General features: G+C 71.4%; 22 protein-coding genes and 1 riboswitch. Of the genes, 13 read left to right on the top strand and 9 right to left on the bottom strand.

Annotation, left to right across the window (positions count from 1 at the left end):
* The first annotated feature begins 22 nt into the window (after positions 1-22).
* The 5 genes from ABZX61_RS05165 (at position 23) to ABZX61_RS05145 (ending at position 5298) form a co-directional block, all read left to right on the top strand.
* Complete coding sequence (locus ABZX61_RS05165) at positions 23-1267, top strand: arginine deiminase (protein WP_355191664.1); 1245 nt, start codon at positions 23-25, stop codon at positions 1265-1267.
* 11 nt (positions 1268-1278) lie between these two features.
* On the top strand, positions 1279-2214 hold the full coding sequence (gene arcC / locus ABZX61_RS05160; RefSeq protein WP_355191662.1) for a carbamate kinase: 936 nt from the start codon (positions 1279-1281) through the stop codon (positions 2212-2214).
* Between the two features lie 10 nt (positions 2215-2224).
* On the top strand, positions 2225-3646 hold the full coding sequence (locus tag ABZX61_RS05155; protein WP_355191660.1) for an amino acid permease: 1422 nt from the start codon (positions 2225-2227) through the stop codon (positions 3644-3646).
* Complete coding sequence (locus tag ABZX61_RS05150) at positions 3647-4504, top strand: universal stress protein (protein ID WP_355191658.1); 858 nt, start codon at positions 3647-3649, stop codon at positions 4502-4504.
* A gap of 299 nt (positions 4505-4803) precedes the next feature.
* The gene (locus ABZX61_RS05145) at positions 4804-5298 is read left to right on the top strand and encodes a transcriptional regulator (RefSeq protein WP_026214021.1); all 495 of its coding nucleotides are present in this window, start codon (positions 4804-4806) and stop codon (positions 5296-5298) included.
* Between the two features lie 878 nt (positions 5299-6176).
* On the opposite strand, the gene ABZX61_RS05140 is transcribed toward ABZX61_RS05145, so the two are convergent.
* From ABZX61_RS05140 to ABZX61_RS05130, 3 genes are all read right to left on the bottom strand, one after another.
* Entirely contained in the window at positions 6177-6563 is a 387-nt protein-coding gene (locus ABZX61_RS05140; protein WP_355191656.1) for an SAV_6107 family HEPN domain-containing protein, read from the bottom strand.
* Between the two features lie 473 nt (positions 6564-7036).
* Positions 7037-7228, bottom strand: coding sequence for a ferredoxin (locus tag ABZX61_RS05135; RefSeq protein ID WP_185072964.1), 192 nt, complete (start codon positions 7226-7228; stop codon positions 7037-7039).
* A 6-nt stretch (positions 7229-7234) separates the two neighbouring features.
* The gene (locus tag ABZX61_RS05130) at positions 7235-8428 is read right to left on the bottom strand and encodes a cytochrome P450 (protein ID WP_350729073.1); all 1194 of its coding nucleotides are present in this window, start codon (positions 8426-8428) and stop codon (positions 7235-7237) included.
* Positions 8429-8524: 96 nt separating this feature from the next.
* On the opposite strand from ABZX61_RS05130, the gene ABZX61_RS05125 reads away from it, so the two are divergent.
* Both ABZX61_RS05125 and ABZX61_RS05120 read left to right on the top strand, forming a co-directional pair.
* Positions 8525-9142 carry a TetR family transcriptional regulator gene (locus ABZX61_RS05125; protein ID WP_350729071.1) on the top strand — a complete coding sequence of 206 codons (618 nt, stop codon included), beginning with the start codon at positions 8525-8527 and terminating at the stop codon, positions 9140-9142.
* A 50-nt stretch (positions 9143-9192) separates the two neighbouring features.
* On the top strand, positions 9193-9711 hold the full coding sequence (locus tag ABZX61_RS05120) for a hypothetical protein (RefSeq protein WP_355191654.1): 519 nt from the start codon (positions 9193-9195) through the stop codon (positions 9709-9711).
* Positions 9712-9777: 66 nt separating this feature from the next.
* On the opposite strand, the gene ABZX61_RS05115 is transcribed toward ABZX61_RS05120, so the two are convergent.
* Together ABZX61_RS05115 and ABZX61_RS05110 are read right to left on the bottom strand one after the other, a co-directional pair.
* Entirely contained in the window at positions 9778-11511 is a 1734-nt protein-coding gene (locus tag ABZX61_RS05115; protein WP_355191652.1) for a hypothetical protein, read from the bottom strand.
* 123 nt (positions 11512-11634) lie between these two features.
* Positions 11635-12363 (bottom strand): L,D-transpeptidase family protein, encoded by a 729-nt coding sequence (locus tag ABZX61_RS05110; RefSeq protein WP_355191650.1) that lies wholly within the window; start codon positions 12361-12363, stop codon positions 11635-11637.
* 199 nt (positions 12364-12562) lie between these two features.
* Between ABZX61_RS05110 and ABZX61_RS05105 the strand changes: the two genes are divergently transcribed.
* Together ABZX61_RS05105 and ABZX61_RS05100 are read left to right on the top strand one after the other, a co-directional pair.
* A complete protein-coding gene (locus ABZX61_RS05105; RefSeq protein WP_350729065.1) occupies positions 12563-13039 on the top strand; it encodes a YbaK/EbsC family protein in 477 nt (158 codons plus the stop codon).
* A gap of 10 nt (positions 13040-13049) precedes the next feature.
* Complete coding sequence (locus tag ABZX61_RS05100) at positions 13050-13610, top strand: GNAT family N-acetyltransferase (RefSeq protein WP_355191648.1); 561 nt, start codon at positions 13050-13052, stop codon at positions 13608-13610.
* A 754-nt stretch (positions 13611-14364) separates the two neighbouring features.
* Here the strand turns inward: ABZX61_RS05100 and metF are convergent.
* Positions 14365-15285, bottom strand: a complete 921-nt coding sequence (gene metF / locus ABZX61_RS05095) for a methylenetetrahydrofolate reductase [NAD(P)H] (protein ID WP_355191646.1) — start codon at positions 15283-15285, stop codon at positions 14365-14367.
* A gap of 169 nt (positions 15286-15454) precedes the next feature.
* On the opposite strand from metF, the gene ABZX61_RS05090 reads away from it, so the two are divergent.
* On the top strand, positions 15455-16522 hold the full coding sequence (locus ABZX61_RS05090) for a polyprenyl synthetase family protein (RefSeq protein ID WP_350729061.1): 1068 nt from the start codon (positions 15455-15457) through the stop codon (positions 16520-16522).
* Between the two features lie 183 nt (positions 16523-16705).
* Here ABZX61_RS05090 and thiE read toward each other — a convergent pair whose 3' ends face one another.
* The 3 genes from thiE to ABZX61_RS05075 are packed head-to-tail and all read right to left on the bottom strand — an operon-like array spanning position 16706 to position 18896.
* The gene (gene thiE / locus ABZX61_RS05085; RefSeq protein ID WP_350729060.1) at positions 16706-17344 is read right to left on the bottom strand and encodes a thiamine phosphate synthase; all 639 of its coding nucleotides are present in this window, start codon (positions 17342-17344) and stop codon (positions 16706-16708) included.
* Positions 17322-17696: an Rv2175c family DNA-binding protein gene (locus tag ABZX61_RS05080; protein ID WP_355191643.1), complete on the bottom strand. Its 375-nt coding sequence runs from the start codon at positions 17694-17696 to the stop codon at positions 17322-17324. Before ABZX61_RS05080 ends, thiE begins: the two co-directional genes overlap by 23 nt.
* Positions 17697-17726: 30 nt before the next feature.
* Positions 17727-18896 carry an FAD-dependent oxidoreductase gene (locus ABZX61_RS05075; protein ID WP_355191641.1) on the bottom strand — a complete coding sequence of 390 codons (1170 nt, stop codon included), beginning with the start codon at positions 18894-18896 and terminating at the stop codon, positions 17727-17729.
* 53 nt (positions 18897-18949) lie between these two features.
* Positions 18950-19067: riboswitch (TPP riboswitch) on the top strand.
* On the opposite strand from ABZX61_RS05075, the gene thiO reads away from it, so the two are divergent.
* From thiO to ABZX61_RS05060, 3 genes are all read left to right on the top strand, one after another.
* The gene (gene thiO, locus ABZX61_RS05070) at positions 19057-20172 is read left to right on the top strand and encodes a glycine oxidase ThiO (protein WP_355191639.1); all 1116 of its coding nucleotides are present in this window, start codon (positions 19057-19059) and stop codon (positions 20170-20172) included. Its footprint overlaps the riboswitch before it by 11 nt.
* Positions 20169-20369, top strand: a complete 201-nt coding sequence (gene thiS, locus ABZX61_RS05065) for a sulfur carrier protein ThiS (protein WP_350729053.1) — start codon at positions 20169-20171, stop codon at positions 20367-20369. Before thiO ends, thiS begins: the two co-directional genes overlap by 4 nt.
* A complete protein-coding gene (locus tag ABZX61_RS05060) occupies positions 20362-21117 on the top strand; it encodes a thiazole synthase (RefSeq protein WP_355191637.1) in 756 nt (251 codons plus the stop codon). Before thiS ends, ABZX61_RS05060 begins: the two co-directional genes overlap by 8 nt.
* Positions 21118-21283 lie beyond the last annotated feature (166 nt).

Raw genomic sequence — 21283 nt, 5'->3', positions numbered from 1 at the left:
GCCAGGAGGGGATGCTGCGAAGATGGCCTTTCACGTCGATTCCGAGGTCGGACGCCTGCGCCAGGTGCTCGTTCACGGGCCGGACCGGGCGCTCAGACGGCTGACCCCGTCCAACAAGGACGCGTTCCTCTTCGACGACGTGCTGTGGGTCCAGCGCGCGATGGAGGAGCACGCGGAGTTCCAGCGGGTGCTGACCGGCCGCGGCATCACGGTCCACCTGCTGGCCGACCTGCTCAGGGAGACCGTCGACATCCCCGAGGCGCGCAAGCACATCCTCGACGCCGTCATCGACGAGCGCTGGCTCGGCCCCGGCGCCACCGACGACGTCCGCAACATCCTCGACGGCATGGACTCCGCGACGCTGCAGGTCTACCTGACCGGCGGCATCACCAAGGGCGAGCTGCTCGAGAGGGGCTGCGGCCCCGGCTCCGTGACCTTCCACACCATGCGCGACGACGACTTCATCCTGCCGCCGCTGCCCAACCACCTCTTCACCCGCGACACGTCCTGCTGGATCTACGACGGCGTGTCGATCAACGCGATGAAGAAGAAGGCCCGCATGCGCGAGACGGTCAACATGGAGGCCGTCTACATGTACCACCCGACGTTCGCCGACGGCTTCAACCGGCCGGGGCAGGGCGGCTTCCACTGCTGGATGCCGGGCCAGCCGGTCGCGCCGGCGACCATCGAGGGCGGCGACGTGCTGGTCCTCGGCAGGGGCGCGGTGCTGATCGGCATGAGCGAGCGCACCCAGCCGCAGGCGGTGGAGATGCTGGCGCAGCGGCTGTTCGCGGCCGGCTCCGCGCGGAGGATCGTGGCGCTCGACATGCCGAAGGCGCGGGCGTTCATGCACCTCGACACCGTGATGACGATGCTGGACGTGGGCGTGTTCACCCAGTACGCGGGTCTCGGGATGCTGCCCGCGTACACCATCGAGCCCGGCGAGACGCGCAAGGAGCTCAAGGTCACCGACCACCCGCCGCAGGACATGCACCGGGCCATCGCCCACGCCATCGACCTGCCCGCCATCACGGTCCTGACGCCCACGCAGGACCTCCACGCGGCCGAACGGGAGCAGTGGGACGACGGCTGCAACGGGCTGGCGCTGGAGCCCGGCGTGGTCGTCGCCTACGAGCGCAACACCACCACCAACGCCTACCTGCGCGACAACGGCATCGAGGTCATCACGATCAGGGGCAGCGAGCTCGGCCGGGGGCGCGGCGGCCCGCGCTGCATGAGCTGCCCGCTCGAACGCGACGGAGTCTGAGGAGGGGCCGGATGCGGGTCATCGTCGCTCTGGGCGGCAACGCGGTGCTCAGGCGCGGCCAGGCGCCGGACGCGGACGTCCAGCGGGCCAACGTCCGCACGGCCGTCAAGACGCTCGCCCGGCTCGCCGACCGGCACGAGCTGGTCATCACCCACGGGAACGGCCCGCAGGTCGGCCTGCTGGCCCTGGAGAGCGCCGCGGACCCCAACCTGACCAGGCCGTACCCGTTCGACACGCTCGGCGCGCAGACGCAGGGCATGATCGGCTACTGGATGCAGCAGGCCCTGCAGAACGCCCTGCCCGGCCGTCAGGTCCTGGCCATGGTCACACAGACGCTGGTGACGGCCGTCGATCCCGCGTTCGAGCACCCGACCAAGTTCGTCGGCCAGGTCTACGAGCGCGAGGAGGCCGAGAAGCTGGCCGCCGAGTACGGCTGGACGGTCCGGCGGGACGGCGACCACTGGCGGCGCGTCGTGCCGTCGCCGACCCCGCGCCGCATCGTCGAGACCCGGCTGATCCACCAGATGATCCGCGAGGGCGTCATCGTGGTGTGCGCGGGCGGGGGCGGCATCCCGGTCGTCCGCGACGAGCGCGGCCGGCTCACCGGCGTGGAGGCGGTCATCGACAAGGACCTCACCGCGTCGATGCTGGCCGAGGCCCTGGAGTGCGACGCGTTCCTCATTCTCACCGACGTGCCGCGCGTCATGCGGGGCTTCGGCACGCCGCACCAGACGGAGATCGCCCACACCACGCCGCACGAGCTGCGCGCCCTGGAGTTCCCCGCGGGGTCGATGGGGCCGAAGGTGGAGGCGGTGTGCCGGTTCGTGGAGACGACCGGCGACATGGCCGCGATCGGAAAACTCGACGAGGCCGAGCGCATACTCGACGGCACAGCGGGAACGATCGTGACACCCAACGGCAGGTGGCCGCTGACGAGCACGCTGTAGGGGGTGTCCCGTGACAGTGGCCCAACGGCTCTTCCGCACCAAGCCCACGGAGCGCATCATCGCGGAGGGCGGTCACGGCGAGGGGGGCGAGCTGCGGCGCACCATGTCGCTCTGGCAGCTGACACTGTTCAGCGTGGGCGCCACGCTCGGCACCGGCATCTTCGTCATCCTGGGGCAGGCGGTGCCCAAGGCGGGGCCGGCGGTGGTGGTGTCGTTCGTGCTGGCGGCGATCACGGCGCTGTTCTCGGCGCTGTCGTACGCCGAGCTGGCCGGGACGATCCCGGTGTCCGGCTCGTCCTACTCCTACGCGTACGCGACGCTGGGCGAGCTCGTGGCGTGGATCTGCGGCTGGTGCCTCATGCTGGAGTACGCCGTGTCCGTGGCGGCGGTGGCCGTCGGCTGGGGCGAATACCTCAACTCGTTCCTGCGCTCCCTGTTCGGCTTCACGCTGCCCGCGGCGATCACCCGCTCCCCCGGCCAGGACGGCGGCGTGATCAACATCACCGCGATCGTCATCGTCCTGCTCGCCACGTGGCTGCTGCTGTACGGGGCCTCGGAGAGCGCCACGGCGAACGCGATCTTCGTGATGATCAAGGTCGTGGTGCTGCTCTTCTTCTGCGTGGTGGCGTTCACCGCCTTCCAGGCCAAGAACTTCACGCCCTTCGCCCCCCTGGGGGTGGCCGGCATCACCGCGGCGGCCTCGCAGGTGTTCTTCTCCTACATCGGCTTCGACGCCGCCTCCACCGCGGGCGAGGAGGCCAAGAACCCCAAGCGCGACCTGCCCCTGGCGATCCTCCTGTCACTGGTCATCGTGACGGCCATCTACGTGCTCGTCGCGATGGCCGCCATCGGCGCGATGCCGTGGACGCAGTTCGACGCCAAGCACACCGAGGCGAGCCTGTCCTACATCGCCGACCTGGCCGTCGGCGCCACCTGGCCGGGCCTCATCGTCTCGTTCGGGGCGGTCATCGCCATCGCCAGCGTCGTGCTCACCGTCATCTTCGGCCAGACCCGCATCCTGTTCGCCATGTCCCGCGACGGGCTGATCCCGCGCGTCTTCCAGCGGGTGGACATGCGCCACCAGGTCCCCGTCGCGAACACCCTCATCGTCGCCGCGTTCATCTCCGTGCTGGCCGGCCTGGTGCCGCTCGGCCAGCTCGCCGAGGCGACCAGCATCGGCACCCTGTTCGCCTTCGCCATCGTGAACGTCGGCGTGCTCGTCCTGCGCTACCGCAGCCCCGAGCTGCCGCGCACCTTCCGCACGCCGCTGTTCCCCGCCACGCCGGTGCTCGGCGCCGTCTTCTGCCTCATCGTGATGGCGGGCCTGGCCGGGGTCACCTGGGTGGCGTTCGGGCTGTGGATGCTGGTGGGGCTGATCTGCTACTTCCTGTACGGCTACGGCCACTCGCGGCTGAATGCCGAGGTGGGCTGAATGAAGCTCGAGAACGTGCTGGCCGGCTACATCCCGGAGCCCAGGGGCAGGGACGGGCTGGCGCTGGGCGCGCTGGTCAAGGAACAGGTGCACGGGCATCTGACGGTGGCCTACGTGCAGCCGCCCGCGTGGTCCGCGCCCGGCCCGGCCAGGGCCGAGGAGAGCGCGTGGCGCGCCTACCTGATGGAGCAGGCCGACGCGACCCTCTGGCAGGCGCGCGAGCTGGCCGGCGACGACGCCGACTACGTGGTCCACACCCACAAGGGCAGCGGGCGCGGGCTGGTGGAGCTGGCGCGCAGGCGCGGCGCCGACGTCGTGGTGATCGGCTCGGCCGCCGGCGGCGGCAAGGGCCGCATCACCGTCGGCAGCACCGCCGACCAGCTCCTGCACTCGTCCTCCGTTCCCGTGCTGCTCGCCCCGCGCGGCTACGGCGACAAGCCCCCCGCCGCCTTCGAACGCCTCACCGTCGCCTACCGGCGCAGCCCCGGCTGCGACGCGGCGGTCAAGGACGCGGCGGCGGTGGCCGCGTCGCTGGACGTGCCCCTGCGGCTGGTCACGCTGGTGATCAGCAACGGCAGGCGCGCCAGGATCGAGGAGGAGATGCTCGTCCGCCTGCGCGACGAGGCGGCCTCCAACCTGCGGGCGGCGGCCCACGGACGGCCACGCGTGGAGGTGGAGGTGCTGGAGGGCCGCAACGTCGCGCAGGCACTCGGCGCGACCTCGTGGCTCCCCGGCGAGATGATCATATGCGCTTCCAGCGCCACCGGGCCACTCAGGCGGGTCTTCCTCGGAGACACCTCGATCAAGATCGTACGGGCCGCGACCTGCCCTGTCATGATTCTCACGCGGCAGACCTAGCGCGGGGAAATTTCTCGTCAAACTCTGACGAAGTAGCGTTACCACTGGGACATGAGGGGCGATTGCGGCGATCCCTACCGGATCGGATTCGGCATCTTTTTTCCAATCAGCTTGACCTCAGGCGTCCGCCCCTTTACCGTCACTGTGCGTAACCACACCTCGCGGCGTTCTGGGGTAAACCTGGGGCCATGGCTACCGATGGTGCCGGGCTTGGCACCAGACCCCCCGGTGGCTAGGGCATACGCCGCAAGGGAGCACAATCTACTGAGAGCGATACATACAAGACCGGGGGCCACACAATGCCGTCTGAGTACGCAAAGTCGCTGGGCGCACGACTCCGCGCCATACGCACCCAGCAGGGCCTGTCCCTGCATGGAGTCGAGGAAAAGTCGCGTGGCAGGTGGAAAGCCGTGGTCGTGGGCTCGTACGAGCGTGGCGACCGTGCGGTGACCGTACAGAAGCTTGCCGAGCTTGCCGACTTCTACGGGGTGCCCGTATCCGAGCTGCTGCCGGGCGGAGCCGCGCCCAGCCCGCTCGGACCGACACCCAAGCTTGTGATCGACCTGGAGCGCCTGGCCACGCTGCCGAAGGAGAAGGCGGGGGCACTCGCCCGCTACGCCGCCACCATCCAGAGCCAGCGCGGTGACTACAACGGCAAGGTGCTGTCGATCCGCCAGGAGGACCTGCGCTCGCTTGCCGTGATCTACGACAAGTCGCCCAGTGAGCTGACCGAGGAGCTGATCAGCTGGGGCGTTCTCGACGCCGAGGCCCGCCGCGCCGTCGAGTCGTTCTGAGGCCGTCCCTCTCCCCTGAGGTCGCCCCCTCCCTCCGAGGCCGTCTCACCCCGCTCTGAGGCCGCCTCGCGCGCCTGAGGGCTCGCCACCGCCACGCGGCCGGCGAGCCACCCGGCATCGAGCGCCCTTCCCTGGCCCGCCGCGCTTTCCGAGCTGCATGGAGCCTGGTTTCGCGCCACCGTGGACACATTCCGCCCCCGCACAGGGCGGCCGTCCCGGAAAGCGCTTACTGGCGTGTGGGGGTCCACGTCGGAGCACCACCGAGCGAGCGGGATCGGTGGTGTGCGCCGATGTACGTCCCGGTCAAGGGCGCACATCGGCGCTCAGCCGCACGGAAGCCCCGCTCCGGCACGACCGCCAGGGCGGGGCGAACCGAGGCCGGCCCGCCGAAGGGGCGGACGCGCGAACTGAGGTCCACTCGCTGAGCGACGACCCGCCGGGCTGAGGTCCACTCACTGAGGGACCACCCGCCGGGCTGAGGTCCGCCTGCTGGGGCGCCCACCGGGACAGGACGGGCCGAGGTCAGCCGTCAGGGGACGCCCGCCGGGGCTGGGTCGGGCGGGCACGCCGCGCAGGCGCGCGGCTGCGGCTCGGCCGGAAGCTCGTCGGCGGCCGGCCGCGTCACGGCGCGGCAAGAGCCGATGGGCCGCCAAGGGGACATCCACCGGGGCCGTATCGTCGGTGCCCGGCCGCGCGAAAGCCGCGTTCGAGCGCGGTGCAGCGACCTCGGAACCCGGCGTACCCGGACGCCGCGGTCAGCCCGGCGCATCCAGGGCTGGGACCAGCCCGGTGCACCAAGGGCTGGGATCGGCCCGGTGACGGGAACGTCCACCCGGACCATGAAGGTGAGATCAGCCCGGTGAAGGGACGTCGGAGGGTCAGCCTGCCAGCGGGACGTTGACCGGCAGTTGGGGCTGGGCCGGCATGCCGAGCAGGTCCTCCACCGTGGTGACGAACGTCTCCGCCTCGGCCAGGAGCTCGTCGGCGTCGGCCGCGCTGACCCGGCTGACCATGCCCGCCTCGGCGGCGGCGCGCTTGGCGGCGCTCACCGAGAAGTAGGCGGCCCACTCGGCCAGGCGCGGCTCTGCCTCGGGCAGCAGCTCCCAGGCGCTCCGCAGGCGGCGCCTGCGGCCTTCCATGGGACGGGGACGGGCGGCCAGGATCGCCGCCGCCGCCCGAAGAGCTGCCAGGTGGGCGGCCACGTATCGGGATGCCGGAGTGCGAGCGCCGGTCGCCTCCGCCAGGCAGGAACGAGAATCGGTCAAGTGTGCCCGAACCGCAGGCGACAGCCGGGGCCCGGGCGTTTCTCTAGGCCGTGGTGCCATCTTGCGCGCCTCCTTGGAGTCGTGGGCGGCCGCCGGCGTCTCCGCCGGTGGTGCCAACAATCGCAGACCCCACCGACATTTCCACCGGGCTGGCCGGACGTGGAGCTTCCCCACTCCCCGTCCGGCCAGGGCACGCCCACTCGTCTCCGCCGACGACGAGGACGTGCCCTTCGCCCATGGAGCCTGGCCGCGGGGGAACGCTTGGGGAAGCGAACGGCCCGCGACCAGGTCCTGGTGACGTTGAGCCGCGAGCCCCACCGTCACTACGTCGAACATAATTTCGATCACGCTCGGTGTCAACTGATTCCACGAACATAGGTTCGAGCAGCATGAGTCCGAGGGCGCGAAAAAGCCGTCGCCGCGGGGAGCTTGCGGCGACGGCCGGGTGGTTCAGGAGGACGAAAGGACGGTCGTCAGACGACCGAGATGGCGCCCGACGGGCAGAGGGTCACGGCGCGACGGACGCCGTCCTCCAGCTCCGCGGGAGGCACCTTCTGCAGGAGCACCACCGTGCCCTCGTCCTCGCTCTGGTCGAACACTTCCGGCACCGTCAGCGCGCACATGCCCGCCCCGATGCACACCGTCGTATCTGCCTTGATTTCCATGGTGACCTACCAAGTGACTGGGAGGCGGTGCACTCCATAGATGCTCATGTCCGAGCGCATCGGCACCTCCTCGGGTGTTACGGCCAAGCGTAGACCTGGGAAGCGGCGCAGCAGCGCAGGGTACCCGATGCGCATCTCGATGCGGGCGAGCTGCTGCCCCAGGCACTGGTGGATGCCGTGGCCGAAGGTCAGGTGCCCGCCCGCGGGCCTGGCGACGTCGAGCCGGTCGCCGTCGGGGAAGCGGGACGAGTCGCGGTTGACGGTGGGCAGGTGGAGCGCCACGCACTCGCCCGCCTTGATGAGGTTGCCCTCGATCTCGACGTCCTCCAGCGCGGTGCGCATCGGGCCGAGGTGGATGATCGTGAGGTAGCGCAGCAGCTCCTCGACCCCGTTCTCCACCACCGACGGGTCGTCGCGCATGGCGGCGAGCTGCGCGGGGTTGGTGAGCAGGGCGTACGTGCCGAGCCCCAGCATGTTGGCGGTCGTCTCGTGCCCGGCCACCAGCAGCAGCAGGGACACCCCGGCGAGCTCCTCGTCGTTCAGCTCCCCGCCCTCGATGAGCCCGCTGATCAGGTCGTCGGCCGGCTCCTTGCGCTTGCGCTGGACGAGCCCGTACATGAACGCCGTGATCCGGCCGAGCGCGGCCATCGCGTCCTCGGCCTTGGACTCCAGGTTGACCAGGAGCTTGGTGTCCTCCTGGAACTGCCCGCGGTCCTCGTACGGCACCCCGAGCAGCTCGCAGATCACCAGCGACGGGATCGGCAGCGCGAACTTCTCGACGAGGTCCACGGGCCCGCCGGCGGCGGCCATGTCGTCCAGGCAGGCGTTGGCGATCTCCTCGACCCTGGGTTCGAGCATCTTCATCCTGCGCACGGTGAACTGGCCGGTCAGCAGCCTGCGGAAGCGCGCGTGCTCGGGCTCGTCCATGCGCAGGAAGAACCCGGGCGGCGTCTTCGCGTCCTTCTGCATCCTCATCCGGAGCAGAGAACCCTCGATCGGCGGGTGCGCGAGCTCTGAGCGGTTGCTGAAGCGCGGGTGCGCGAGCACCGCGCGGGCGGCGGAGTAGCCGGTCACCAGCCAGCCCCGGTGGCCGTCGGCGAAGGTCATACGGTGCATGTTCGCCCGTTCTCGCAGCTCAGTGGCTTCGTCGGGCGGATCGAACGGGCGCTGCCGGTCGGTGGGAAACGTCACGTCGGACATGTTTCGGCTCCTTTCCGAGCTTCACCTCCAGAAAACCTCATCCATTGCAAAATTTCAATGCATGAAAATCATATATGCATGCAGTATAGTTCCGTCATGGTAGATAGCGGCGGCGTGGGACTGCGGGAGCGCAAGAAGCAGCGCACGCGCCGGGCACTGGTCGAGGCCGCGCTCCGGTTGTTCGACGAGAAGGGCTTCGACGAGACCACACTGGCGGAGATCGCCGCGGAGGCCGACGTGTCGACGCGCACGTTCTTCAGCTACTTCGCGAGCAAGGAGGACGTGGTCTTCTACGACTCCGCCCGCAAGATGGAGCTGGCCGCCGCGGCGATGGCCGACAGGGCTCCCGGCGAGTCGCCGGGCGACGTCCTCCTGCGGATCGTGGAGGAGAGCCTGACCTGGCTGACCACGTACGAGGAGCTCACGTTCGAGGACGCGGAGCTGCGGATCCGGCTCGTGCTCAAGGAGCCCACGCTGCGGGCGCGGGCGCTGGTGATGCTGCTCGAGAGCCAGACCACGCTGGCCCGGGCGCTGCGGGAGGCCTACCCCGAGCTGGACCCGGTGGAGGCGGCCGCCGCGGTGGGCGCGATGTTCGGGGCGGTGAAGCTGGCGATCGTCGCCGACCTCGGCCACGACCTGTCCGCGGAGCAGATGTCGAGCACGGCGCGCCGGGCGGCCGAGATCACGCTCGCCGGCCTGCGCTCCCTCGGATAGCTCCGGATGCCCGCTTTCTGAGAAGCTGTCCGGAGCGGAGAGGGGGGCGGATGGCGGGCAAGAGGTGGCTGATCGATTTCGTCCTGCCGGCGCTGGGGCCGGTCCTGGCGGCGGCGTACGCGGGGGTCAACCACGTGGCCATCGAGGCGGCCGTCAAGGCGCAGATCACGGGCCCGGAGTGGGCGGGCGGCCGGCTCGCCGCCGACGGGATGACGGGGCTGGGCAGGGACTCCTGGCGGCTGGTCCTGGCCACCGCCGTGGTCGTGGGGGTCCTGGGAGTGGTGTACGCCGTCATCGGCGTGCTCCTGCGGCGGGGCGGCCGGGGCCGCACGCCCCTGCTCGTGCTGTCGGGCGTCCTGATCGTCCCGTACGCCCTCGCGGTCCTCGTCGCGCTGGTCAACCCCGCCCGGGCGCTGGCGGGGCTCTACGACACCCCAGACTTCGCCGGCGGCCTTCCCGGGTGGCAGTCGGCCACCGTACTCGTCCTGGTGGCGGCCGGGCTGGCACAGGCCGCGGGGGTGGCGATGGCCGCCGCGGAGGGCAGGCGGACCGCGAGCGCCCGAGCCTGAACGCGGGCGGACCGCGGGCGCCCGGACTTCAGGGCAGGCGGGCCACGGGCGCCCGGGCCTGAGGGCTCAGCGGCAGCCGTCGTTCGACCAGGTCGTCCAGCCCATCTGGGCACCGCCACGTCCCGTGGCGGCCCAGCCCGCCGGCGGAGCCGTCCCGTACGGGACCACGGCCGTGCACGCGCCCGCCGGTGGCCGGCCGTTGTAGAACTCGATCCGGGTCCACGACACCCGGTACGACAGCGGCACCCAGATGTTCCACCGCACCCGCCGGTCCACCGCCACGCGCCCGGGAGGCGGCGCGGGCAGCCAGTCCACGCCGCCCGACGGTCGGGCGGGCGCCTGCCCGGCCGTGAACGCGATGTCGATCAGCGCCAGCACGCCCACCACCAGCAGCAGCCTGGCCCGGCGCGCGGTCAGGAAGGCCGCCCCGGTCAGGCAGGCCAGCAGGATCAGGGCGGGCACGGAGGCCTCGACCAGGTTCAGCGCGTCGTTCTCACCCGTGAGAAAGATCACTTCGGGAAAGTCGAACGCGATGAACGCGTACCGCTCCAGCCGGTCCCCCGCGTACCAGGCGGCCACCCCGCCGGTCACCGCCATCAGCCCGGCGGCGGCCAGCGCGTGCCGCACCACGGCCAGGCGCCCACCCTTGATCAGGACGATCAGGCCGGCGAGCGTCCAGGCCACGGCGACGCAGGCCAGGTAGCGCCCGTAGACGTAGTTGCCGACGCGGTGCTCGTCCGGGAGGGCGGCCGAGGAGGCGTACGCGATGCCCAGGGTCGTCAGCAGCAGCGTGCCCGCCAGGACGCGGTGCGCGTACGGCGCGGACCGCCGTACCAGTGTGGCCGCCGCGCCCGCCAGGCCGACGCCCGCGAGTCCCCAGGTGCCGGCGACGAGGTACCAGAGCTGCCCGACCGCCCCCGACAGCGCCCACGCCTGGCCTTCGAGGCTCGTGAGCCTGGACACCAGCAGCCCCGACAGGTCGCGGGGCCCGCCCGGATACAGCGCGGCACTCAGCGCCCCGTTGAGCGCCTTGCCCGCCACCGCGACCACGGCCGCACTCACCAGCGCCGCGACCGCCGGACCCACCGCCCTCGCCGGACCCACCGCATCCGCCGGACCCACCGCCCTGCCGCGGCCCGGCACCACCGCCCTTCTGCGGACCCACACCACCACGACGACCAGGACGCAGACCGCCAGGATCACGGTCCCCCGCAGATGGGCCGCCATCGCGAACGCCGCCAGCGCGCCCGCCACCGCCCCGGCCCGCGCCGACCCGTACGCGACCAGGTCGTGCAGCGCGAGCAGCCAGGCCAGCACGAGCACGGGCAGGATCGCGTCGGTCAGCGCCAGCCCGGAGAACACCACCAGCGCCGGCGACAGCGCCGCGACGAACGCCGTGATCAGCGCCGCCCGCCTGCCCAGGCCCATCCGCCGCAGCAGCAGGTACGCCAGCGGGTACGCGCTCGCCGCCGCCATCGACCCCACCCCGGCCACCAGCCGGTACGCCAGGACGGGGTCAGAGGTCAGCCAGAAGACCGGGACCAGCAGCAGCGGATAGCCGCCCTGGTAGAACGTCGAGCCGGTGAGGTCGGCGCCCGGTCCGCCGGCCAGCCAGCGGGCGGCGAGGAGATATCCGGTCTCGTCCGGGTTCGCCACCGGTCCCGCGTGATACCGGTACAGCCACAGCCGTAACACCACGTGGGCGACCCACCCGGCCGCCAGCAGCCACCACAGGCGGGCCCGTCCCGTATGCCGCGCCGCCGCGTGAACGGGCGCCGGCGTCATGAACGCAGTCGTCATGCTCTCCCCCCAAGAAAGTCAGGAGGGAGTCCAGCAAAAGCGGCATAACGGGCCCGTCACCGCTTCTGGTTATGCGGGCGTTATGCCGCCGGCGGCGCGGCGGGCGCGCTCAGAACGCGCGTCTCAGAGCCGCTTGAACCTGCCCCGGACGTGCACCGGAACGCCCTTGCCCAGCATCCCGGGCAGGACCTCGGCCACGTTCATCGGCATGCGCACGCACCCGTGCGAAGCCGGATACAGCGGCACCGACAGCGCGCCGTGGAAGGCGATGCCGCCGTTGAAGAAGATCGGGTTGTAGAGCTGCCCCAGGTACGACTTGTGCCAGCCGCGAGCGCGCCACGTCGTCGCGTAGTCGCCCGTCGGCGTGGTGGCCGAGCCGCAGAACCGCTGCTGCTTGCCCTGCCACGCGGCGGTCTCGCAGTAGGGGACGCCGCTGCCGGAGGACACGTGGGTGATCAGCTTCACCTCGCCGTCCACGTACAGGACCATGATCTGCTTGGTGAGGTTGACCTCGGCGCGGGTCGGCTTGCCGTTCCTGACCAGGACCTGCGGCGACCTGGGTGTCTCCAGGGCGTCCCACGTGCGCCTGGCGACGGTGCTGGTCGGCTTGATGCCGTTCACCTTCTGGAACGCCCACACGGCCGCCAGCGTCGCGCCCCCGTACCGGCCGTCGGCCCTGCCGGGGCGGTAGCCGAGCTGGACCAGGCGCCTCTGCAGCCACTGGACGGACTTGCCCTTGGCGCCGAGCCTGAGCGTCTTGCGCGGCGCGGTGACCGTGGCGGGGGTGATGGCGGCGGGACCGGATCGGGCTCCCGCAGAAGTATGTGTGGCGGGCGGGGACGCCGTCCTCATGGACGCCGTCGAACGATGCAATCCATGCGCGCCGCAGCCCGAGAGTGCGACGGCGCCTGCCGTCAGGAGAGCAGCCACTCCGGGCAGCCGTCGAGCCCCCACCAGTACCACCTCGCATACCATGAGCAAACGATCAGTTGACCTTATACCACTCATCATGAATCGGTAATGAAGCGGTCAACCTGTTTAGAGTGTGTCCATGTCTGAGAAGTTGCCGTCCAACGCGGTCGTCGTTCAATCCGCCCTGCGCGAACTGGGGGCGGACGGTGAGGTCATCGTCCTGCCCGAGAAGGCGCCCACGGCGGCGACCGCCGCGGCCCAGGTCGGGTGCGAGGTCGGGGCCATCGCCAACAGCCTGATCTTCGACGCGGACGGCGCGCCGCTGCTCGTGCTGACCAGCGGGGCGCACCGCGTGGACGTGGAGCTGATCGCCCGCACCGCGGGAGTCGGGAAGGTACGCCGGGCGACGCCGGAGTTCGTGAGGGCGGCGACCGGCCAGCCCATCGGCGGCGTGGCCCCGGTCGGGCACCCGGCGCCCGTGCGGACCCTGGTGGACAACTGGCTGAGCAAGCACGAGGTGGTGTGGGCGGCCGGGGGGCATCCGCTGACCGTGTTCCCGACGACGTTTGACGAGCTCGTGCGGATCACCGGCGGTACGGCGGTGGACGTCGAGTAGTGTGCGACGGGTGATCGAGTTTCGCGGGGCGGGGCCGGCCGAGTTCGTCGAGCGGCTGGACACGGTGATCGACGTCTACGCGGCTGCCATGAACCCGCCCGCGGACCAGATCAACGGGCGCAAAACCATCATGCGAAATCACGCGACTTATCCCCATTTTCAGTGTTATTTCGCAGAATTGCGTGATCCGTCCCTTTCCACCCCTCTCACCGTCGGCTTCGCCTACGGCTTCCGCGGCACCCCCGGGCAGTGGTGGCACGACGTGGTCTTCCGCGCCCTGACGGACCGGATCGGCCAGGAGGCCGCCAACGCCTGGCTCGGCTACGCGCTGGAGCTGGCCGAGATCCACGTCCACCCGGACTTCCAGAGCAAGGGCATCGGCCGCGCCATGATCCGCACCCTCTGCGCGGGCCGCCCCGAGCGCTCGGCCGTCCTGTCCACCCACGACCAGCCCACGGCCGCCCGCCACCTCTACGCCAGCATGGGCTTCACGGACCTGCTCACGAGGTTCATCTTCCCGGGCGGCTACGAGGACTACGCCATCATGGGCCGCCCCCTGCCCTTGACGTGAGGATCACGTCCCTGACGAACCCGTGACCATTGGGTTTGTCTGCCGACCCCTTGGGGCACCATCCATTACGCAAGGTAGCCACCCCTTTACCGACCGTCTACTGCCCCCTGCCCGTCACCCGCCCGGTCCCCCTGCGGGCGGGTGACGGGCCCCTTCCTCCCCATCGCACTCACCACCCCGACGAACCCCACGGCAACCGACGACCGACGGTCTCGGCACGGCGGGCGACGACCTGGGTGGACCGGCACCACGAGGCGACGGTCCCGGACCCAGCCGTGCGGGCGACGACCCGATGGTCCCGACGTAGCAGGCGACGACCCGGTAAAGCCACAGGGCAACGGTCCCGTGGACCCAGCACTACGAGGTGAAGCCCTCTGGACCCAGCGCTGCGAGCGACGAGATCGGGCCCGGTCCCACGGCGTGGCGACGGAAGGACGGCCAGCGGAACGCGAAGCGACGCGCCCAACCCCAGCGCGCCTCCCCCACCCGGAGTCCGACTCCGCCCAGCGCGCCTCCCACCCGGCGTGCGGCCCAGGTCCGCACAACCCCTCTCCGGCGCAATGCGTGCCGCGGGAAGATGGGCGGCGGGGGCGGCGCAATGCGTGCGGCGGGTGGGCGGTGGCCCACGTTGCGCCGTTGCGGCGGCTGGCCACGTGCGGGTCAGCGGGCGTCTTCCTGGAGGCCATCGGCCACGGGCGGCGGGTGGCGCCGCCCGTGCTCCGCCGTAAAGAACGAAAGGTTTTCAGGCGGGTTTTCAGGCGGAAAGGGGCACCGCGTCGAGGCGTTCGAAGACCTCGCGCGACGCGCTGGAGCGGTTGAAAGTGATGAAGTGGATGCCCGGCGCGCCCTCGTCGAGCAGCCGCCGGCACAGCTCGGCCCCGTGCTCGATGCCCAGCCGCCGCACCGCCGCCGGGTCGTCGGCGACCTCCTCGAAGCGGGCCGCCACCTCCGCCGGGAACGGCGCTCCCGACAGCTGCTCCGAGCGCGCGATCGTGCTCATCTGCGTCACCGGCATGATGCAGGGGATGATCGGCGTGTCGCACCCCCTGGCCGCCACCCGGTCGCGCAACCTCAGGTAGTCGTCCGCGCGGAAGAACATCTGCGTGATCGCGTAGTCGGCCCCCGCCTCGCACTTGCGTACGAAGAACTCGGTGTCGCTCTCGATGGACGGCGAGCGCGGGTGCTTGTACGGGAAGGCGGCGACGCCGACGCAGAAGTCGCCCGCCTGCCTGATCAGCCGCACCAGCTCCTCGGCGTAGAGGACGCCTTCGGGGTGCTGCAACCACTCGGCCGTTGGGTCGCCAGGGGGGTCGCCGCGGACGGCCAGGATGTTGCGCACCCCGGCGTCGGCGAAGCGCCCCACCAGGTGACGCAGCTCGCGGATCGAGTGGTTGACCGCCGTGAAGTGCGCCACGGGCGTGAGCGTCGTGTCGTGGGCGATCCGCTCGACGATGTCGACCGTGCGGTCACGCGTGGAGCCGCCCGCGCCATAGGTCACCGACACGAACGTCGGCCGCAGCGACTCCAGCTCCCTGATCGCCTTCCAGAGCTGCCGCTCTCCCTCGTCGGTCTTCGGCGGGAAGAACTCGAAGGAGAACGACCGGCCACCGGCGGCGAGCATGTCGCGGACGGTGGGAACACGATCGGGCAGGATGGAGGGTCGACCAAGCGCCATGTGCCAAGGTTACAGGGAGCTCACCGACTCAAGGTCACGGCCGTGTCACCCCTGCCGCCACAGCCATGTCACCGGCACGAGCGGCACATCGCCGTCCACGCCACCCCAGATGCCCCTATTGGGACACCTGCACATCCGCTCCCCCGCACGCGGCCACTAGTCTCAAGGCATGACCACTGACGCCGTTGGCATGAACACCCTGCGCACACAGGTGGAGCGTGCCCTCGGAGAGTTCGTCGAACGACAGCTGCCCGCCCCCGGTGACCCCGAGCTCGAGCCGCTGCGCACAGCCGCCGACGAGTTGCTGGCCGGCGGCAAACGGCTGCGTCCGGCGTTCTGCTACTGGGGCTGGCGCGGCGCGGGCGGCACGGACGTGCCCGCGATCTTCACCGCGGCGGCCTCGCTGGAGCTGCTGCAGGCCAGCGCGCTGGTGCACGACGACGTGATGGACAAGAGCGACCTGCGCAGGGGCATGCCGTCCGCGCACCGCCGGTTCCAGGCGCTGCACGAGAAGTCCGCCTGGTACGGGTCCGCGGAGCAGTTCGGCGAGGGTGCGGCGATCCTGCTGGGCAACCTGCTGCTGATCTGGTCGGGCGAGATGTGGCGCACCAGCGGCCTGCCGCCCGAGTCCCTGGCGGCGGCCCAGCCCGTGCACGACCACATGCGTACGGAGCTGATGTGCGGCCAGTACCTCGACCTGCTGGAGCAGGCGCACGGCGAGAACACGTTCGAGTCGGCGCTGCGGGTAGCGCTGTTCAAGAGCGGCAAATACTCGGTGGAACAACCGCTCAGGCTCGGGCTGGTGCTCGCCGGCGGCAAGCTCGCGCCCTGGATGGACGAGCTGTGCACGGGCTACGGCAGGCGGGTCGGGATCGCGTTCCAGCTGCGTGACGACATCCTGGGGGTGTTCGGCGACCCGGCGCAGACGGGCAAGCCCGCCGGAGACGACCTGCGGGAGGGCAAGCGGACGATGCTCGTGGCCCGCACGCTGGCTGCCGCGTCCCCGGGTGCGGCGCAGACCGTCCGGCGGCTGCTGGGGGATCCCGGGCTGGACGAGCACGGGGTGGAGACGCTGCGGCAGATCATCGACGAGACGGGCGCGCTGCAGGAGTGCGAGGACCTGATCGGCGACTATCTGGGGGACGCGCTGTCCGCGCTGGACGAGGCGCCGATCACGGTGGAGGCGCGCGCGGCTCTGACGGAGCTGGCCATCGCCGCCACCTCCCGCAAGACCTGACCTGACCTGACCTGCCCGGGGTCGCCGCCGTGGGCCCGGCCGCCGACTCGGAGGCGCCCGTGTGGTGGCGGGCGCCTCGTGGGTCACAGGGCCCCGTACGGCCGGGCGGCCTCCTGTGGTCAGGTGGCCGCCGCGGTCAGGGGCTCATGTCGGTCAGGGGCTTGTCGGTCAAGGGCTTGTCGGTCAGGCGGAGGACAGGCGCTTGGCGAACTCCGCCGCCGCCGCGCCCGGGTCCTCCGCGTCCGTGATCGCGCGTACGACCACCACGCGGCGCACGCCGTACGACATCACCTCGTCCAGGTTCGCGAGGTCGATGCCGCCGATCCCGAACCACGGCCGCGAGGTCTCCAGCGCCGCCGCGTGCCGGAGCAGCGGCGGGCCGGGGGCCGGGCGGCCGGGCTTGGTGGGCGTGGGCCAGATGGGGCCGCAGCAGAAGTAGTCGACGCCCGGCTCCGCTGCCGCGGCGGAAGCCTCGGCCGCGGAGTGGGTGGACCGTCCGATGACGATGTCGTCGCCGAGTATCTCTCGCGCGACCGTCACAGGAAGGTCGTCCTGCCCCAGGTGGAGCACGTCGGACCGGGCGGCGTAGGCGACGTCCGCCCGGTCGTTGACGGCCAGCAGTTTGCCGTGCCGGTCGCAGGCGTCGCGGAAGACTTCGAGGAGCGCGAGTTCTTCGCGGGCCTCCAGACCCTTCTCCCGCAGCTGGATGATGTCCACGCCGCCGGCCAGCACCGAGTCGAGGAACTCCGCCAGGTCGCCGCGGTCGCGGCGGCCGTCGGTGCAGAGATAGAGGCGGGCTTCAGAAACCGAGGGCTTGGGCACGCCGCTTGACCTCAGTATGACGGCCGGCCTTGATCGCCTCGATGGGCGATCCGGGCAGGGACTCGTCAGGGGTGAAGAGCCAGCGCAGCGACTCGACCTCGTCGTAGCCGGCGTCCAGCAACACGGTCAGCGTGCCGGGCAGGCCCTTCATCACATCCTTTCCATCGAGGAACACAGCGGGCACTTGTGGCCCGCCGCCCCCCCGGCGTACGCCGAGCAGCTTGTGGTCCTTGAGGAGTTGCTTGGCCCGCCCGATCGGAAGGTCTAGGCGCGAGGCCACTTCGGGGAGCGTGAGCCACTCGTCGACGAGTTGGTCGGTCTCCCGGTCGATCTGTGCAACAGAAAGCGTCACGAAACCACAACTACCACATGCCGTGCTTGCTCAAACAACACAATCCCGTAGAGGGACTTCTGGATCTACCAGGCGTTCCGCGTCGAGACGGTGTCCCGCGTCGATGATTCTGCGCCCCTGTACGAGGTCTCGCGGCCGGTCCACGGCGAGCACCGCGGCGAGGGCGTCGTCGGCCGTGAGCCAGACGGCCGACCACTTGCCCTCCGGCTCGCCCCGGTAGATCAGGCGCTCGCCTGCCAAATGATGACCGGCGTATTGCACCATGTGCCCGAACTGCTCCGACCAGAAGTACGGAACGGGATCGTACGGGACGTCCTCGCCCAGCAAGCTCGCGGCGGCCACCTCGGGGGCGTTGAGCGCGGTGTCCCAGTGCTCGACCCTGAGCCTGGTCTGCCAGCGGCGCGACCACCAGGCGGCGCAGTCGCCGACGGCGACCGTGTTCGGGAGGGAGGCGCGCAGGTGCTCGTCCACGACGACGCCGTTGTGGAGGTCGATGTCGGCGCCGGTGAGCCATTCGACGGCGGGGCGCACGCCGATGCCCGTGACCACCACGTGGGCGTCCACGAACTCGCCGCCCACCAGCCGCACGCCGCCCTCGTCCACGGAGTCGACCATGGTGTCGAGCCGCAGGTCGATGCCGTCGTACCAGCGCTCGGTGCGGGCCCCGATCTCGGCGCCGACGGCCGTCGCGAGCGGCGCCGGGCCGGCCTCGATCACGGTCACCGCGCACCCGGCGCGGCGGGCGGCGGTGGCCACCTCCGCGCCGATCCAGCCGGCGCCGATGATCGAGACGCGGGCGCCGGGGACGAGCATGGCCCTGAGCTCGTGGGCGTCGTCGAGCGTGCGCAGCACGTGTTGCGGGCCGTCGCCGGGCAGCCTGATCGGCTCGGCGCCGGTGGCGATGACCAGCCCGTCGTAGCCGAGCTCGCCCTCGGTGGTCTCCACGACCCCCTCGCGCAGCGCCTTGGCGCTGACCCCCGGCTGGAACACCACGTCGAGCGAGGCCAGGTCGGTGTCGACGTAGCTGGTGTCGGCGTCGCCGAACAGCACGGCCTTGGACAGGGGTGGACGGTCGTAGGGGCGATGCCGCTCCTCGCCGACCAGCGTGATCCGCCCGCCGAACCCGCGTGCGCGCAGCGCCTCCACGGTGCGCACTCCGGCCAGGCCCGCTCCCACCACCACGACTTCGTTCACGTTCATGACCCTAACGTGGGCCGGTGTCCGGGCGTCGCAGCGAGGCCGTAGGCTGGGGGCGTAAGACGCGCGGGAGTCCGGCCGTGACCGGGCTGAGAGGAAGGCTGCCATCGGGCCTTCGACCGCAAGACACCTGATCCGGATCATGCCGGCGAAGGGAGCGCGAATGGATGTGATCGTGGGCGGCGGGGTCGTCGGCCTCTCGCTGGCCTGGCGGCTTGCCCGCGAAGGGCGGCCCGTCACCCTGGTGGACCCGGCCCCCGCCTCGGGGGCCTCACACGCGGCGGCGGGGATGCTGGCGCCGGTCAGCGAGGTCACCTACACGGAGGTGCCGCTGCTGCGGCTCGGCGTGGCGTCGCTGCGTCGCTGGCCCGCCTTCGCCGCCGAGCTGGCCGCCGACGCGGGGCTGGCCGGCCCCGAGGCCCTGGACCTGCGCTCCGAGGGAACTCTCGACGTGGCGTTCGGGGCGGACGACCTGGCCGCGCTGGACGAGCTGGCCGCGTACCTGGAGAATCTGGAGCTCCCCGTCCGGCGGCTGACCGGCCGCGAGTGCCGCCGCCTGGAGCCCATGCTGGCTCCCTCGGTGCGGGGCGGGCTGCTGGCCGTCGGCGATTCCTGGGTGGACCCGCGCCGCGTGACGGCGGCGCTGCTCGCCGCGCTCGACCGGCGGGGAGTCCAGCTCGTACGGGCGCGCGTCGGCGAGCTGCTGCGCGACGGCGGCCGGGTCACAGGGGTACGCCTGGAGCCGCCCGGCGGCGACGACCGGCGAGCCGAGCTGCGGGCGGAGCGGGTGATCCTGGCGGCCGGGGCGTGGAGCGCCGGGCTGGCCGAGGTGCCGGTCCGGCCGGTCAAGGGGCAGATCATGCGGTTGCGTTCGCCGCAGCCGCTGCTCACCCGGTGCGTCCGCGGCACCGTGCACGGCACGCCGGTCTACCTCGTCCCCCGGGGTGACGGCGAGCTGGTGGTCGGGGCCACGCAGGAGGAGATGGGCTTCGACACCAGGGTGACCGCGGGCGGGCTCTACGAGCTGCTGCGCGACGCCAGGGAGCTGGTGCCGGGCATCACCGAGCTGGAGGTCTCCGACGTGGTGGCCGGGCTGCGGCCGGGCACGCCGGACAACCTGCCGCTCATCGGCCCGAGCGGCACCCCGGGGCTGGCGCTGGCCACCGGCCATCACCGCGGCGGCGTGCTCCTGGCGCCGCTCACTGCGGACATCCTGCTGGGCGAGGAGGGCGAGCTCGCGGCAATGTGCTCGCCCGGGAGATTTCGGGATATTTCATGATTGTGATGATCAACGGGGCCTCGCACGAGGTGGCCGACGGCACGACCGTGGCGCAGGCCGTACGCACATTGACCACGGCCACCACCGGAGTGGCCGTGGCCGTCAACGACGAGGTGGTCACGCGGAGCTCGTGGGAGACGACGGCGCTCAGCGACCGTGACCGGGTGGAGGTTCTGACGGCGGTGCAAGGTGGATGATCTGATCATCGCCGGGGAGAGCTTCTCCTCCCGGCTCATCATGGGCACCGGCGGCGCGCCCTCGCTGGACGTGCTCGACCAGGCGCTGGCCGCGTCCGGCACCGAGCTGACCACGGTGGCGATCCGGCGGCTCGACCCGAACGCCCGCGGCTCGGTCCTGGACGTGCTGCGCAAGCGGGACATCAAGGTGCTCCCCAACACCGCGGGCTGCTTCACGGCCGGCGAGGCCGTGCTGACGGCGCGGCTGGCCAGGGAGGCCCTCGGCACGAACTGGATCAAGGTCGAGGTCATCTCCGACGAGCGGACCCTGCTGCCCGACCCGATCGAGACGTTCGACGCGGCCGAGCGACTGGTGGCCGACGGGTTCGTGGTGCTGCCGTACATCGGGGACGACCCGGCGCTGGCCCGGCGGCTGGAGCAGGCGGGCTGCTCGGCCGTCATGCCGCTGGGCGGGCCGATCGGCTCGGGCCTCGGCATCCGCAACCCGCACAGCATCGAGCTGATCGTGGAGGCCGTTTCCGTGCCGGTGGTGCTCGACGCGGGCATCGGCACGGCCAGCGACGCCGCGCTGGCGATGGAGCTGGGCTGCGCCGCCGTGATGCTGGCCACGGCGGTCACCAGGGCCCAGCGGCCCGATCTCATGGCGCTCGCCATGAAGCAGGCCGTGGAGGCCGGACGGCTGGCGCGGCTGGCGGGCCGCATCCCGCGCAGGCGCTACGCCGAGGCCTCCTCACCGATGACTCCCTGACCGGAGTGCCGATGCCCCCCTCCCCCGAGTGCCGACGACTCCCCGGCCCGAGTGCCGGTGGCCCCCGGCCCGAGTGCCGGTGGCCCCCGGCCCGAGTGACGATGACTCGCTGACCCGAGGGACACGTGGGGAGCTGGGACGTTCCAACGGGAACGTCTCAGCATCG

The sequence above is a fragment of the Nonomuraea sp. NPDC003709 genome (assembly GCF_040610775.1).
GTDB classification, from domain to species: Bacteria; Actinomycetota; Actinomycetes; order Streptosporangiales; family Streptosporangiaceae; genus Nonomuraea; species Nonomuraea angiospora_A.
Note: the sequence above shows the minus strand (reverse complement) of the source record. Positions and strands in the feature narration are given on the sequence as shown.

What these genes read in the sequence shown, in the direction of transcription:
- ABZX61_RS05165 (WP_355191664.1), top strand. Translation starts at nt 23, where the DNA reads ATGGCCTTTCACGTCGATTCCGAGGTCGGACGCCTGCGCCAGGTGCTC.
- arcC (WP_355191662.1), top strand. Translation starts at nt 1,279, where the DNA reads ATGCGGGTCATCGTCGCTCTGGGCGGCAACGCGGTGCTCAGGCGCGGC.
- ABZX61_RS05150 (WP_355191658.1), top strand. Translation starts at nt 3,647, where the DNA reads ATGAAGCTCGAGAACGTGCTGGCCGGCTACATCCCGGAGCCCAGGGGC.
- ABZX61_RS05145 (WP_026214021.1), top strand. Translation starts at nt 4,804, where the DNA reads ATGCCGTCTGAGTACGCAAAGTCGCTGGGCGCACGACTCCGCGCCATA.
- ABZX61_RS05135 (WP_185072964.1), bottom strand. Translation starts at nt 7,228, where the DNA reads ATGGAAATCAAGGCAGATACGACGGTGTGCATCGGGGCGGGCATGTGC.
- ABZX61_RS05130 (WP_350729073.1), bottom strand. Translation starts at nt 8,428, where the DNA reads ATGTCCGACGTGACGTTTCCCACCGACCGGCAGCGCCCGTTCGATCCG.
- ABZX61_RS05125 (WP_350729071.1), top strand. Translation starts at nt 8,525, where the DNA reads ATGGTAGATAGCGGCGGCGTGGGACTGCGGGAGCGCAAGAAGCAGCGC.
- ABZX61_RS05120 (WP_355191654.1), top strand. Translation starts at nt 9,193, where the DNA reads ATGGCGGGCAAGAGGTGGCTGATCGATTTCGTCCTGCCGGCGCTGGGG.
- ABZX61_RS05115 (WP_355191652.1), bottom strand. Translation starts at nt 11,511, where the DNA reads ATGACGACTGCGTTCATGACGCCGGCGCCCGTTCACGCGGCGGCGCGG.
- ABZX61_RS05110 (WP_355191650.1), bottom strand. Translation starts at nt 12,363, where the DNA reads ATGAGGACGGCGTCCCCGCCCGCCACACATACTTCTGCGGGAGCCCGA.
- ABZX61_RS05105 (WP_350729065.1), top strand. Translation starts at nt 12,563, where the DNA reads ATGTCTGAGAAGTTGCCGTCCAACGCGGTCGTCGTTCAATCCGCCCTG.
- metF (WP_355191646.1), bottom strand. Translation starts at nt 15,285, where the DNA reads ATGGCGCTTGGTCGACCCTCCATCCTGCCCGATCGTGTTCCCACCGTC.
- ABZX61_RS05090 (WP_350729061.1), top strand. Translation starts at nt 15,455, where the DNA reads ATGACCACTGACGCCGTTGGCATGAACACCCTGCGCACACAGGTGGAG.
- ABZX61_RS05075 (WP_355191641.1), bottom strand. Translation starts at nt 18,896, where the DNA reads ATGAACGTGAACGAAGTCGTGGTGGTGGGAGCGGGCCTGGCCGGAGTG.
- thiO (WP_355191639.1), top strand. Translation starts at nt 19,057, where the DNA reads ATGGATGTGATCGTGGGCGGCGGGGTCGTCGGCCTCTCGCTGGCCTGG.
- thiS (WP_350729053.1), top strand. Translation starts at nt 20,169, where the DNA reads ATGATTGTGATGATCAACGGGGCCTCGCACGAGGTGGCCGACGGCACG.